Here is a 14,042-nt window from a genome sequence, read left to right as displayed (position 1 = left end):
GGGTGCTCCACGGCCGCCCGCCGTCGTTCGGCCGTCGTCGATACGCCGCCGGGATCAGGCGGCCGGCGGTGACGTCGGCGGAGTGCCGCCGTCGCCCTTGTGTGCGATCCGGTCCAGCGCGTGCTTCGCCCTGTCGGTGCCGGACTCGATCTTGTCGCTGTACTTGCCCTTGGTCCTTCGATCGACCGCCTTCGCGGCCTTCTCGATGCCGTGGTCGATCTTGTCGCCGTGCTGCTGGGCGAGGTCCGAGACCTTGTCCTTGGCCGGGGCCAGCTTGACCTTCAGCGAATCCAGGAAGCCCATGGCCCACCTTCCCTCGACATGACCCGCGCGGACCTGCGTGTCCGCCGGCCTCTTCTTCCGCTTTTTCCGCTCTACTTGCGGGCGCCTTCGCCGGCCTCGTTGTCCGCCGCCTCCTCGGCGGACTGCTGCTTCGGGATCTCCACGCCGCCTTCGGCCGCCGGCTTCTGCCCGGCCTCGTCGCCGGACTCCTCCGCCGAGCCCTCGGCCCGCTGCGAGGCCTCGGACGGACCGGACGCCGTAGCCGTCGCCGTCGCTGACGCCGCCGACGTGGCGGTGGACGACTCGGAGGCCTCCGAGGGCGAGGCATCCGCGTCCGCCTCGGCCCGCTCCTCGTCCTTCCCCGTCTCCTCCGCCGCCGTCTGCTCCGCGTCGGCCTTCAGCGCGGTGGCCGCAGCCTCCTCGGTCGTGGCCGCCGCAGACTGCTCGCCCTTCTCACCCTTCCGGCGAAACCATGCAAAAACGCCCATATCAACTCCATAGCGTACTCGTGTGGGCGAAATCCCGCGCTGTCCGGAGCGTCCCATTGCGTCGCCCGGCGGGGCCGGTCCGAGAACCGGCGGTCGGAACCTCGCAACTGGCAACGACGCCGTACCGGTGGCGTCACGTAACTCGTTCGGGGACATGCCGGGACGTTTGCGAGACTGGGTCGGTGAGCAGCACAGCCCCCACCCCGCGCGTCATCGCCGTCGTCGGCCCCACCGCAGCCGGAAAGTCCGATCTGGGCGTCCATCTGGCCCAGCAGCTCGGCGGGGAGGTCGTCAACGCCGACTCCATGCAGCTGTACCGCGGGATGGACATCGGCACCGCCAAATTGACCTGGGAGGAGCGCGGCGGCATCCCGCACCACCTCCTCGACATCTGGGACGTCACGGAGACCGCCAGCGTCGCCGAGTACCAGCGGCTGGCCCGCGCCGAGATCGACCGGCTGCTCGCCGAGGGCCGTACGCCCGTCCTCGTGGGCGGATCCGGCCTGTACGTACGGGGTGCCATCGACGCCCTGGAGTTCCCCGGCACCGACCCCGAGGTCCGCGCCCGCCTGGAGGCCGAGCTGGCCGAGCGCGGCTCCGGCGTCCTGCACGCCCGGCTCGCCGCCGCCGACCCGGACGCCGCCCACGCCATCCTGCCCAGCAACGGCCGCCGCATCGTCCGCGCCCTGGAGGTCATCGAGATCACCGGCAAGCCCTTCACGGCCAACCTCCCGGGGCACGACTCCGTCTACGACACCCTCCAGATCGGCGTCGACGTCGGCCGGCCCGAGCTCGACGAGCGCATCACCGCGCGCGTGGACCGGATGTGGGAGGCCGGACTGGTCGACGAGGTCCGCGCCCTGGAGGCCCGCGGCCTGCGCGAGGGCCGCACGGCCTCCCGCGCACTCGGCTACCAGCAGGTGCTCGCCGCGCTCGCGGGCGAGTGCACCGAACAGGAGGCGCGCGACGAGACCGTGCGCGCCACCAAGCGCTTCGCGCGCCGTCAGGACTCCTGGTTCCGCCGCGACCCGCGCGTGCGGTGGCTCAGCGGCGCGGCCACGGACCGCGGGGAACTCCCGGACCATGCCCTGACGTTGGTCGAACGAGCGGTTACAGCCTGATCACGTGATGGCATCGGGACGCTCCGGCCGTCATTCCGGCGGCTCAGGGCGTGCCATCATCGAGCATCGATCGACCAGTGGATCCGGAGTTGGGAGGGCGCGTGGCGATGGAGGCCGGCCCTCGCGACAGAGAACAGCGGGAAACGCCGGACGGCGGCAGCACGCAGGCGCAGGACGCGCCGCGGCTCAGTCCGGACGGCCCGGAGCTGACCGAGGACGGACAGCAGGAGATCACTCCGGACGAGGTCGAGGTCGAGCTGCGCCCCCAGCGGAAGCTCCGCATCTGGCAGCTCGCCCCGATCGTGGGCCTCGCCGCGCTCGGCTCCCTGATGTTCGCCTTCCCGCTCGCCTTCGGCTCCGGTGACGGCGGGGCCGTCCTCGCCATGCTGGGCCTGCTGCTCAGCGGGTGCGCCGCGGGGTGGGGCATGATGGCCGCCCGCCGCGTCGGCTACACCTGGCCGGGCCTGCCCCCGCGCGGATCGGGTCGGCGCCCCGACTGGCGCGTGATCGCGCTGTACGTCGCCGTGGTCACCGTCCTGGTCGCCCTCGCCGTCTGGCGCGTCGCCCGCCTCCGCTGACGTCACCTCGCGGCCTCGGTGTCCCGCCGCCTCGCTGTCCCGCCCAGCGGACGCGACGGCGGGTGTCGTACCCGCCCCGTACGATTGATCGCGTGAGCACCGCACCCATCGCCTTCCTCAAGGGCCACGGCACCGAGAACGACTTCGTGATCGTGCCCGACCCGGACAACGCCGTCGACCTGCCCGCCGCCCTGGTGGCGAGGCTCTGCGACCGGCGCGCCGGGATCGGCGGCGACGGCGTGCTGCACGTGGTGCGCTCCGCCGCACACCCCGACGCGCGGCACCTGGCCGACGAGGCCGAGTGGTTCATGGACTACCGCAACGCGGACGGGTCGATCGCCGAGATGTGCGGCAACGGCGTCCGCGTCTTCGCCCGCTACCTGCAACACGCGGGACACATCACCGCGGGCGACGTCGCCGTGGCCACGCGCGGCGGCGTCAAGCACGTGCACCTCGCCAAGGCCGCGTCCGACAGCGGCCCCGCCGCGGGGGACGTCACGGTCAGCATGGGCCGCGCGGTCCTNGCCCGCCGACGGCGTCACCGTCGCCGTCGGCGGCCGCAGCTGGCCCGCCGTCAACGTCAACATGGGCAACCCGCACGCCGTGGCCTTCGTCGAGGACCTCGCCCACGCGGGTGACCTCGCCACGGAGCCGCCGTACAGCCCGGCCGGCGTCTACCCGGACGGTGTCAACATCGAGTTCGTCGCCGACCGCGGGCCCCGCCATGTGGCCATGCGCGTCCACGAGCGCGGCGCCGCCGAGACCCGCTCCTGCGGTACGGGCGCGTGCGCCGTGGCCGTCGCCACCGCCCGCCGCGACGGTACCGACCCGGCCGTGACGGGGACCCCCGTCACGTACACCGTGGACGTACTCGGCGGCACGCTCGTGATCACGGAGCGCCCCGACGGCGAGATCGAGATGACCGGACCGGCCGTCATCGTCGCCGAGGGCACCATCGCCCCCGCCTGGCTCAGCGAGGCGTAGCACGCCCACGGGCCGTCACTCACCGAAACCGCGTCCGCTCAAACCTCCCTCGAATGGGTGATCCCGTTCACGCTGAGCGAGAGCGGGACTGCGCCACGTGGTGGGCTCGGTAGCATCAAGCACCGGCCCCGGCGGGCACGCCTTGCCCGCCCACCGCCGGTCGACGCCGCCGGAGGTGCCCATGAGTGCAGAGGCCACCAATCCCAGTGTCCCCAGCCGCAGGCGCGGCCGTCCGAGAATCGACCTGCGCAGACTCGGCCGCGCCGCCCTGCTCGGCCCCGCCGGGCGCGACCGGCTCCCCGACGCCATCGGCCACGTCGCCGAGGCCCACCGCGCCCACCACCCCGACGCCGACCTGGCGGTCCTCCGCCGCGCGTACGAACTCGCCGAGTCCTCCCACCGCGGCCAGTTCCGCAAGAGCGGCGAGCCCTACATCACCCACCCGCTGGCGGTCACGCTCATCCTCGCCGAACTCGGCGCAGAGACGACGACCCTGACCGCGTCCCTCCTCCACGACACCGTCGAGGACACGGAGGTGACCCTCGACCAGGTGCGGGAGCAGTTCGGGGACGAGGTCGCCTATCTCGTCGACGGCGTCACCAAGCTGGAGAAGGTCGACTACGGCGCCGCCGCCGAACCCGAGACCTTCCGCAAGATGCTCCTCGCCACCGGCAACGACGTACGGGTCATGTCGATCAAACTCGCCGACCGGCTGCACAACATGCGCACCCTCGGCGTCATGCGGCCCGAGAAACAGGCACGCATCGCCAAGGTCACCCGCGACGTCCTCATCCCGCTCGCGGAACGGCTCGGCGTCCAGGCGCTCAAGACCGAGCTCGAAGACCTGGTCTTCGCCATCCTCCACCCCGCCGAGTACGAGCAGACCCGCGCGTACATCGCGGAGAACGCCACCCGCGGCGACGCCCTGGCCGCCATCGCGGACGACGTCAGGACCGTACTCCGCGAAGCCGGCATCACCGCCGAAGTCCTCATCAGGCCGCGCCACTTCGTCTCCGTGCACCGCGTCAGCATCAAACGCGGCGAGCTGCGCGGCACGGACTTCGGACGGCTGCTCGTCCTCGTCGCGGAGGACGCCGACTGCTACGGGGTGCTCGGTGAGCTGCACACCTGCTTCACACCGGTGATCTCCGAGTTCAAGGACTTCATCGCGGCACCCAAGTTCAACCTGTACCAGTCGCTGCACACCGCGGTCGCCGCGCCCGACGGTGCCGTCGCGGAAGTCCTCATCCGTACGCACCAGATGCACAAGGTCGCGGAGGCGGGCGTCGTCGCCCTCGGCAACCCGTACGCCGGCGCGGACGGCGCGTACGGCGGTGGTGCCGGTGCCGGTGCCGGTGCCAGAGCTGCCACCGGCGCCGATGGTGCCGAATCGGCCACGGACGAGGCCGAGCGCGTCGACCCCACGCGACCCGGCTGGCTCTCCCGGCTCCTCGACTGGCAGCAGTTCGCCCCGGACCCCGACACGTTCTGGACCTCGCTGCGGGCCGACCTCGCCCAGGACGGCGAGATCACCGTCTTCCGCCCCGACGGCGGCACCCTCGCCCTCCCGGCCGGCGCCACCTGCGTGGACGCCGCGTACGAGCAGTACGGCACCGCCGCCCACGCGTGCGTCGGCGCCCGCGTCAACGGCCGCCTCGCGACCCTCGCCACCATCCTGCGCGACGGCGACACCGTCCAGCCGCTGCTGGCCGAGGACGCGGGCTCGGGACCGTCCCCCGACTGGCTGGAACACGCCCGTACGCCCACCGCGCGCATCGCCATCAGCCGCTGGCTCACCGCTCACCCCCCGCCAAGGACCCCGTCCAGGGGGCATCCCCGGGACGGCGAGGCGCCCGCCGCCGCACCCCGTCCGCCCACCTCCGTCGTCACGGACCGCCTCTCCACGGCCAACGCGGTCGCGGACGCCCCGCACACCACCGTCCGCCTCGCCCGCTGCTGCACCCCCGTACCGCCCGACGCGGTCACCGGCTTCTCCGTACGCGGTGGCGCGGTCACCGTCCACCGCACCGAGTGCCCCGCCGTCCGCCGGATGGAGGGGCTGGGGCGGCGGCCCGTGACCGTACGGTGGAGCGGGGCCACCGAGTGCCGCGTCACGCTCGTCGCTGAATCGTTCGGCCGCCCCCGGCTGCTGGCCGACCTGACCGAGGCCATCGCCACGGCCGGCGTCGCGATCGTGTCGGCCACCGTCGAACCGCCCGTCGAGCAGCGCGTCCGCCACACCTACACGCTCCAGCTCCACGACCCCGCCGAGCTGCCGGGCCTCATGCGCGCGATGCGCGACGTACCGGGCGTGTACGACGTCAGCCGCGCCCAGCAGCACCCGGCCACGCCCCCGCACCACTGACCGCACCCGGCCCACCCGCACGCGGAACCGTCCACCGCCCGGGCCCCGGCCGCAGCGCTCGTTCGAGTGCCCCCGGCGCGCGCCGTCGCGGCGTACGGCGGACCCGCTGGTAGCGGTGTCCCATGCCCGACACGCCCCACACGGCCCCCGCGCCCCACACGGCCCCTGCGCACGCCGCGCCCCCCGTGCACCCTGCGGCCCCCACCCGCCGCTCCCGCCGCTCCCGAGGCCTCCGCGCCGCCCTCGTCGCCGCCGTATCCGCCGGACTCGTCGCCGCGGCCGTGCCCGCGCCCGAGCCGCTCGGCATCGGCGACCCGCTGTTCCCGCACCTCGGCAACCCCGGCTACGACGTCCTCGCGTACGACATCGCCTTCACCTACACCGGCGACAACACCAAGCCCCTCAACGCCGTCACCAAGATCGACGCACTGGTCACCGACCGTCTGGAGCGCATCAACCTCGACTTCGCCCACGGCGAGGTCAGGTCCGTCCACGTCGAAGGCCGCCCCGCACGCTTCGCGCTCACCGGCGAGGACCTGGTGATCCAGCCCGACCACCCGGTCGAGGAGGGCACCCGCGTCACCCTGGCCGTGACGCACACCAGCGACCCGGCCGCCGCCAAGGCCGTGGGCGGCTGGGTCCGCACCTCCGACGGCCTCGCCATGGCCAACCAGGCCGACGCCGCCCACCGCGTCTTCCCCTGCAACGACCACCCGGCCGACAAGGCGTACTTCACCTTCCGCATCACCGCCCCCAAGGACCTCACAGCCGTCGCCAACGGGCGCCGCGCGGACCACACCCCCGCCGGAGCGAACAGCACCTGGGTGTACCGCGGCAGCCACCCCATGGCGACCGAACTCGCCCAGGTCTCCATCGGCCGCTCCGCCGTCGTACGCCGCACCGGCCCGCACGGACTGCCCCTCCGCGACGTCGTCCCGGCCGCCGACCGGAAGCGCATGGAGCCCTGGCTGAAGAAGACCCCCGGCCACCTGGAGTGGATGGAGCGGAAGGTCGGCCGCTACCCCTTCGAGACGTACGGGGTGCTCATCGCGGACGCCGCCACCGGCTTCGAGCTGGAGACGCAGACCCTCTCCCTCTTCGAGCGCCGGCTCTTCACCCACCCCCAGCTCCCCGCCTGGTACATCGAGTCGATCATGGTGCACGAACTGGCCCACCACTGGTTCGGCAACAGCGTCACCCCGCGCGCGTGGTCCGACCTGTGGCTCAACGAAGGCCACGCCACCTGGTACGAGGCCCTGTACGCCGAGGAGACCGGCCACCTCACCCTCGAACGCCGCATGCGCGAGGCCTACACCGCGTCCGACCGCTGGCGCGCCGCCGGCGGACCGCCCGCCGCGCCCCGGCCGCCCTCGCCCGGCCAGAAGATCAGCCTGTTCCGTCCCGTCGTGTACGACGGGAGCGCCCTGGTCCTGTACGCCCTGCGCCAGGAGATCGGCAAGGACGCGTTCCAGCGGCTCCAGCGACGCTGGGTCACCGAGTACGCACACGGCACGGCCGGCACCGCCGACTTCGTACGCCTCGCCTCCGACATCGCGGGCCGCGACCTGACCGCCTTCATGAAGGCCTGGCTGTACGGCGAGACGACCCCGCGCATGCCCGGGCACCCGGAATGGCGCAGCAAGGCCCCCTCACAGCGCCCCGCACAGGACGTGAAACCCGGGTGACGCGCCGCACCGGCCCGTGCGACCATCGACGGGTCGAGGGCGCCACCGGGCCTGGACCGGGAATCACGGGAATCATCCGGGAAGGCCGCGCGTTGTCCCAGACACATTCCATCTCATCGACGTAAGGATCCAATGACCTCCTCTTCTTCCTTTTCCCAGGACAGCCAGAGCTTCGCGGACGAGAGCCGCACCGAGAGCCTTCGGGCCGATGCCCTGATGGAAGAGGACGTCGCCTGGAGCTACGAGATCGACGGCGAGCGGGACGGCGACCAGTTCGACCGCTCCGAGCGAGCCGCCCTGCGGCGCGTCGCCGGGCTCTCCACCGAGCTCGAGGACGTCACCGAGGTCGAGTACCGGCAGCTGCGCCTGGAGCGCGTCGTGCTGGTCGGCGTCTGGACCTCGGGGACCGTGCGGGACGCGGAGAACTCCCTGGCCGAGCTGGCTGCCCTCGCCGAGACGGCGGGCGCCCTCGTGCTGGACGGAGTGATCCAGCGCCGCGACAAGCCCGACCCGGCCACGTACATCGGCTCGGGCAAGGCCGACGAGCTGCGGGACATCGTGCTGGAGACCGGCGCGGACACGGTCGTCTGCGACGGTGAGCTGAGCCCCGGCCAGCTCATCCACCTGGAGGACGTCGTCAAGGTCAAGGTGGTCGACAGGACCGCCCTGATCCTCGACATCTTCGCCCAGCACGCCAAGTCCCGCGAGGGCAAGGCGCAGGTCGCGCTCGCGCAGATGCAGTACATGCTGCCGCGGCTGCGCGGCTGGGGTCAGTCGCTGTCCCGGCAGATGGGCGGCGGTGGCAGTGGCGGCATGGCCACGCGAGGCCCCGGTGAGACCAAGATCGAGACGGACCGGCGACGGATCCGCGAGAAGATGGCGAAGATGCGCCGGGAGATCGCGGACATGAAGACGGGCCGCGACATCAAGCGCCAGGAGCGCCGGCGCAACAAGGTGCCGTCGGTCGCGATCGCCGGCTACACCAACGCCGGCAAGTCGTCCCTCCTGAACCGGCTCACCGGCGCGGGCGTGCTCGTGGAGAACGCCCTGTTCGCCACGCTCGACCCGACTGTGCGCCGGGCCGAGACGCCGAGCGGCCGCCTCTACACGCTGGCCGACACCGTCGGGTTCGTACGGCATCTGCCGCACCACCTGGTCGAGGCGTTCCGCTCCACCATGGAGGAGGTCGGCGACTCCGACCTGATCCTGCACGTGGTGGACGGCTCGCACCCGGCCCCGGAGGAGCAGCTCGCCGCCGTGCGCGAGGTGATCCGCGACGTCGGTGCGACGAACGTGCCCGAGATCGTGGTCATCAACAAGGCGGACGCTGCCGACCCGCTCGTCCTGCAGCAGATGCTGCGCGTCGAGAAGCACTCGATCGCCGTGTCGGCGCGTACCGGTGAGGGCATCGCGGAACTGCTCGCGATGATCGACGCCGAACTGCCGCGGCCCGAGGTCGAGATCGAGGCGCTCGTGCCGTACACGCAGGGCGGTCTGGTCTCGCGGGTCCACGCCGAGGGCGAGGTCGTCTCCGAGGAGCACACCCCCGAGGGCACCCTGCTCAAGGCCCGGGTGCACGAGGAACTGGCAGCCATGCTCGCCCCGTTCGTCCCGGCGACGGCCTGACCGGCGGACACCGGCGGACAGGCAGCCGAAAGCGGACAGCCAACCGAAAACAGGCGGGTCCCCCCGCCGGTGCGGCCGGGGGACCCGCCTTTTCGCTCACCGTACGGCGACTACCGTCCCGCGTACTTCTCGCTGACCGCCATGTAGACGCCCTTCGCCTCCTGGCCGAGGCGCGGCCCCGCCAGCCAGCCCGCCGTCACCGGCCCGATCGACGTGTTCGACACCAGCGCCGGCTTGCCGTCCTTGCCGGTGTGCACCCAGCCGCCACCCGACGAACCACCGGTCATGCTGCAGCCGATCCGGTACATCGTCGGCTGCTCGGCCCTCACGGACAGCCGGCCCGGCTTGTCCGCGCACTGGAACATCTTCTGCCCGTCGTACGGCGGCGCGGCCGGGTAGCCGGTCGCCTCCATCTTCGCGATCTTCTGCGTGGCCGGGGCGGCGAAGTCGACCGGCAGCGCCGAACCGACTGTCTCCTCCAGCGACTTGCCCTTGCCGCCCTTCTCCGGCGTCACATGGATGACGGCGAAGTCGTACGGCGCGCCCGCGCCCCCGACCGGACCGCCCTCGTCGATCCACTGCTCGGAGGTCTGGGCCCAGTCCGCCCACCACACCCCGTGCGGAGCGACCTGCTCACGCGTCGCCTTCTCCAACTGCGCCGTCGACATACCGCTGTCGTTGTACGACGGCACGAACGCGATGTTCCGGTACCAGCCGCCCTTCTTGCCCGCGTGGACACAGTGGCCGGCCGTCCACACCAGGTTCGACTTCCCGGGGTTCGCCGGGTCCTGCACCACCGTCGCCGAGCACACCATCGCGCCCTTGGGCCCGTCGAACAGCAGCTTGCCGGCCTCCGGGACGCTCGCGCTGTACGGCGTGCTCACCGGCGTCGCCTCGATGCGCTTCGGCTTCGGGTCCGTCACCCCGTCGTCGCCGGAGATGTCGCCGTCCTCGACCGGCGGCTGGTCCGGCTCCTCCGCGTCCCGCATGCGGTCCGGGTCCCAGAGGTCCTCGATGATCGGATTGACGAAGTCCTTGGCCTCACGCAGCCACTTGTCCTTGTCCCAGTTCTTCCATTCGCCGCCCCGCCACTTGTCGACGTCGATCCCGTGCTCCTTGAGCCGGTCCTTCAGATCGTCCGGGATCGTGATCTTCCCGTCCGGCGTGGCGGCCGCCGAAGTGGCGGGCGTGCCGCCCGCGTTGTCCTCGCCCGGGCCGCAGCCCGTGGCCGTCAGCGCCAGCACCGCCGCGACGGCGGCGGAGGCGAGCAACGGACGCATCGTTCGCATGTGTGATCCCCCTGGGACTTCGTCGACCAAGCACTTTCCAGAGCACGCACTACCGAGCAGTGCGGCCCCAACTATGCCGGTGCCGTTGGGGACGGCGTGCAGCAGGTCCACGGTTCCCCCGGCGCAAGGATCTTCGAAATGCCCGTGATCTACCGGAGTTGTCGTCGTTGGTACGTACGGGGGACACAGGGACGACGCCCGGTCTGAGCGCCACGGCGCCCGACGGCGTATCGAAGTGCAACGCAACCGTTACAGCGGGAGGATCCGAAGCCGTGGCCGCGACCGAACCAGCGCCGGCGGCACCGCCCGCCGGGCACGAGGGGATCCTGCGCCGCCAGTCGCTGCGCGAACCGGCCGCCCGCACCTACGCCCGCTCGCTGCCCATCGTCCCCGTACGGGCCCGGGGGCTGACCATCGAGGGCGCGGACGGCCGGCGCTACCTGGACTGCCTCTCCGGAGCCGGCGCGCTAGCCCTCGGCCACAACCACCCCGTGGTGCTGGAGGCGATCAAACGGGTCATCGACTCCGAGGCGCCGCTGCACGCCCCGGACCTCGCGTCGCCGGTCAAGGACGCGTTCACGACGGAACTGTTCGCGACCCTGCCGGCGCCGCTCGCCCGCGACGCCCGCATCCAGTTCTGCGGCCCGGCCGGCACGGACGCCGTCGAAGCCGCCCTGGCCCTCGTCCGCGCGGCGACCGGACGCGACGGCCTGCTCGCCTTCACGGGCGCCGAACACGCCCCGGCCACGAGCGGCGCCGGCACCCCGGCCACCCGGCTGCCCTACCCGCAGGACTACCGCTGCCCGTTCGGCACCGGCGGCGAACGCGGCGCCGAACTGGCCGCCCGCTGGACCGAGAACCTGCTGGACGACCCCAAGAGCGGCGTCCCCGCGCCCGCCGGGATGCTCGTCGAACCGGTCCAGTGCGACGGCGGGGTGCTCCCCGCCCCCGACGGCTGGCTGCGACGGATGCGCGCGCTCACCGAGGCCCGCTCCATCCCCCTGATCGCCGACGAGATCCGTACCGGCGTCGGCCGCACCGGGACGTTCTGGGCCGTGGAGCACAGCGGTGTGGTCCCCGACGTGATGGTCATGTCCAAGGCCATCGGCGGCTCCCTGCCCCTCGCCGTGATCGTCTACCGGCCGGAACTCGACTGCCGGCAACCGGCCGACCACACCGGACCGCCGCGCGGCAACCAGCTCGCCATGGCCGCCGGCGCGGCCACCCTCGCGTACGTACGCGAGAACCGGCTCGCCGAGCACGCCGCCAGGCTCGGCGCCCGTATGCTCGCCCGGCTCCGGCAGCTGGCCGCCGACCACCCCTGCGTGGGCGACGTACGCGGCCGCGGCCTGATGACCGGCGTCGAACTCGTCGACCCGGCCGCCGATGCCGCACCCGATCCGGTCCTCGCGGCCGCCGTCCAGCGGGAGTGCCTGAACCGCGGGCTCATCGTGGACGTCGGCGGCCGCCACTCCGCCGTCGTACGGCTGCTGCCCCCGCTCACCCTCACCGACGAGCAGGCCACCGCCGTACTGGACCGCTTCGCGGACGCCCTGTCCGCCGCCGAGCGCACCGCGCGCGTGATCCGATTGTCAGTGCCGCCCCGTAGGGTGGACGGGCTATGACGAAGCCATCCCTCCCCGAGCTCCTCCACGCCGCCGTCGCCGCCGTCGGCGGTGTGGAACGGCCAGGCCAGGTCGCCATGGCCGAGGCCGTGGGCCAGGTCATCGACGACGGTTCCCATCTGCTCGTCCAGGCCGGCACCGGCACGGGCAAGTCCCTCGGCTACCTGGTCCCCGCCCTGGCCCACGGAGACCGGGTCGTCATCGCGACGGCCACGCTCGCCCTCCAGCGGCAGCTCGTCGAGCGCGACCTGCCCCGCACGGTGGAGGCCCTGCACCCGCTGCTGCGCCGCCGCCCCGAGTTCGCGATGCTCAAGGGCCGCTCCAACTACCTGTGCCTGCACCGGCTGCACGAAGGCGTCCCGCAGGAAGAGGAGGACGGCCTCTTCGACCCCTTCGAGGCCGCCGCCCCCACCAGCAAGCTCGGCAAGGACCTGCTGCGGCTGCGCGACTGGGCCGACGAGACGGAGACCGGCGACCGCGACGACATGACGCCGGGCGTCTCCGACCGCGCCTGGTCACAGGTCTCCGTCACCTCCCGCGAGTGCCTCGGCGCCACCAAGTGCGCGTACGGCGCCGAGTGCTTCGCCGAGGCCGCCCGCGAGCGCGCCAAGCTCGCCGACGTCGTCGTCACCAACCACGCGCTGCTCGCCATCGACGCCATCGAAGGCGCCCCGGTCCTGCCGCAGCACGAGGTGCTGATCGTCGACGAGGCGCACGAACTGGTGTCCCGCGTGACCGGCGTCGCCACCGGCGAGCTCACCCCCGGGCAGGTCAACCGGGCCGTGCGGCGCGCGGCCAAGCTCGTCGACGAGAAGGCCGCCGACCAGCTCCAGACCGCGTCCGAGGGATTCGAGCGGCTCATGGAGCTGGCCCTGCCCGGCCGGCTGGAGGAGATCCCCGAGGACCTGTCGTACGCCCTGATGACGCTGCGGGACGCGGCGCGCACGGTGATCTCGGCCATCGGCTCGACCCGCGACCGGTCCGTCCAGGACGAGGACGCCGTCCGCAAACAGGCCCTCGCCGCCGTCGAGACCGTCCACGGGGTCGCCGAGCGCATCCTGACCGGCTCCGAGCACGACGTGGTCTGGTACGAACGGCACGACCGCTTCGGAGCGTCCCTGCGCGTGGCGCCGATGTCGGTGTCCGGACTGCTGCGCGAGAAGCTGTTCGCCGACCGCTCGGTGGTCCTGGCCTCCGCGACGCTCAAGCTGGGCGGTGACTTCAACGGGGTGGGCGCCTCGCTGGGCCTCGCCCCGGAAGGCGTCGAGGGGGAGGACCTGCCCGTCTGGAAGGGCATCGACGTCGGCTCGCCCTTCGACTACCGCAAGCAGGGCATCCTGTACGTCGCACGGCACCTGGCGACCCCCGGCCGGGAGGCCGGGCGGGCCGACATGATGGACGAGCTCGCGGAGCTGGTGCAGGCCGCCGGCGGCCGCACGCTCGGCCTGTTCTCGTCGATGCGGGCCGCGCAGGCCGCGGCCGAGGAACTGCGGGGCAGGCTCGGCCAGCCGATCCTGCTCCAGGGCGAGGACACACTCGGAGAGCTGATCAAGACGTTCGCGGCGGACCCGGAGACCTGCCTGTTCGGGACGCTGTCGCTGTGGCAGGGCGTCGATGTGCCCGGGCCGAGCTGTCAGCTCGTCGTCATGGACCGCATCCCGTTTCCGCGGCCGGACGATCCGCTGATGAGCGCCCGGCAGAAGGCCGTCGAGGAGGCCGGTGGCAATGGCTTCATGGCCGTCGCCGCCACGCATGCCGCGCTGCTCATGGCCCAGGGCGCGGGTCGCCTGGTGCGCGCCACGGGCGACCGGGGCGTGGTGGCGGTCCTGGACCCGCGCCTCGCCAATGCCCGGTACGGGAGCTTTCTCCGTACGTCCCTGCCGGACTTCTGGTACACCACCGACCGCAATCAGGTCCGGCGCTCGCTGGCCGCGATCGACGCGGCGGCGAAGGCCGAAGCGCCGTAGCCCCGTAGCGGCGCCTGGAGAGCGGCGCCGGT

The 14,042-nt window shown here is 72.7% G+C and carries 10 protein-coding genes and 1 pseudogene; 8 read left to right on the top strand and 3 right to left on the bottom strand.

All coding sequences use genetic code 11. From position 1 onward, the window contains the following. Positions 1-54 precede the first annotated feature (54 nt). Positions 55-303, bottom strand: a complete 249-nt coding sequence (locus HTZ82_RS24200) for an antitoxin (RefSeq protein WP_175411531.1) — start codon at positions 301-303, stop codon at positions 55-57. Positions 304-374: 71 nt separating this feature from the next. Then, positions 375-770, bottom strand: a complete 396-nt coding sequence (locus HTZ82_RS24195; RefSeq protein ID WP_175411530.1) for a hypothetical protein — start codon at positions 768-770, stop codon at positions 375-377. Between the two features lie 182 nt (positions 771-952). Between HTZ82_RS24195 and miaA the strand changes: the two genes are divergently transcribed. The 6 genes and pseudogenes from miaA (at position 953) to hflX (ending at position 9,129) form a co-directional block, all read left to right on the top strand. Further along, complete coding sequence (gene miaA / locus HTZ82_RS24190) at positions 953-1,891, top strand: tRNA (adenosine(37)-N6)-dimethylallyltransferase MiaA (RefSeq protein ID WP_175411529.1); 939 nt, start codon at positions 953-955, stop codon at positions 1,889-1,891. Positions 1,892-1,998: 107 nt separating this feature from the next. Beyond that, a complete protein-coding gene (locus HTZ82_RS24185) occupies positions 1,999-2,469 on the top strand; it encodes a hypothetical protein (protein WP_175411551.1) in 471 nt (156 codons plus the stop codon). A 92-nt stretch (positions 2,470-2,561) separates the two neighbouring features. Continuing rightward, positions 2,562-3,453: pseudogene (gene dapF, locus HTZ82_RS24180) on the top strand (diaminopimelate epimerase). 181 nt (positions 3,454-3,634) lie between these two features. Beyond that, entirely contained in the window at positions 3,635-5,818 is a 2,184-nt protein-coding gene (locus HTZ82_RS24175) for a bifunctional (p)ppGpp synthetase/guanosine-3',5'-bis(diphosphate) 3'-pyrophosphohydrolase (protein WP_175411528.1), read from the top strand. A gap of 122 nt (positions 5,819-5,940) precedes the next feature. Beyond that, positions 5,941-7,503: a M1 family metallopeptidase gene (locus HTZ82_RS24170; RefSeq protein ID WP_175411527.1), complete on the top strand. Its 1,563-nt coding sequence runs from the start codon at positions 5,941-5,943 to the stop codon at positions 7,501-7,503. Between the two features lie 132 nt (positions 7,504-7,635). Continuing rightward, the gene (gene hflX, locus HTZ82_RS24165; RefSeq protein WP_175411526.1) at positions 7,636-9,129 is read left to right on the top strand and encodes a GTPase HflX; all 1,494 of its coding nucleotides are present in this window, start codon (positions 7,636-7,638) and stop codon (positions 9,127-9,129) included. Between the two features lie 110 nt (positions 9,130-9,239). Here the strand turns inward: hflX and HTZ82_RS24160 are convergent, their stop codons facing one another. Continuing rightward, positions 9,240-10,418 (bottom strand): serine protease, encoded by a 1,179-nt coding sequence (locus HTZ82_RS24160; protein WP_175411525.1) that lies wholly within the window; start codon positions 10,416-10,418, stop codon positions 9,240-9,242. Positions 10,419-10,690: 272 nt separating this feature from the next. Between HTZ82_RS24160 and HTZ82_RS24155 the strand changes: the two genes are divergently transcribed. Together HTZ82_RS24155 and HTZ82_RS24150 are read left to right on the top strand one after the other, a co-directional pair. Next, entirely contained in the window at positions 10,691-12,043 is a 1,353-nt protein-coding gene (locus HTZ82_RS24155) for a diaminobutyrate--2-oxoglutarate transaminase family protein (protein WP_175411524.1), read from the top strand. Next, positions 12,040-14,010: an ATP-dependent DNA helicase gene (locus tag HTZ82_RS24150; RefSeq protein WP_175411523.1), complete on the top strand. Its 1,971-nt coding sequence runs from the start codon at positions 12,040-12,042 to the stop codon at positions 14,008-14,010. The genes HTZ82_RS24155 and HTZ82_RS24150 overlap by 4 nt, the downstream gene beginning before the upstream one ends. Positions 14,011-14,042: the final 32 nt, after the last annotated feature.

Source organism: Streptomyces sp. TRM64462 (assembly GCF_013362995.1).
Classification (GTDB): Bacteria; Actinomycetota; Actinomycetes; order Streptomycetales; family Streptomycetaceae; genus Streptomyces.
This window is presented reverse-complemented; position numbering and strand designations above follow the sequence as displayed.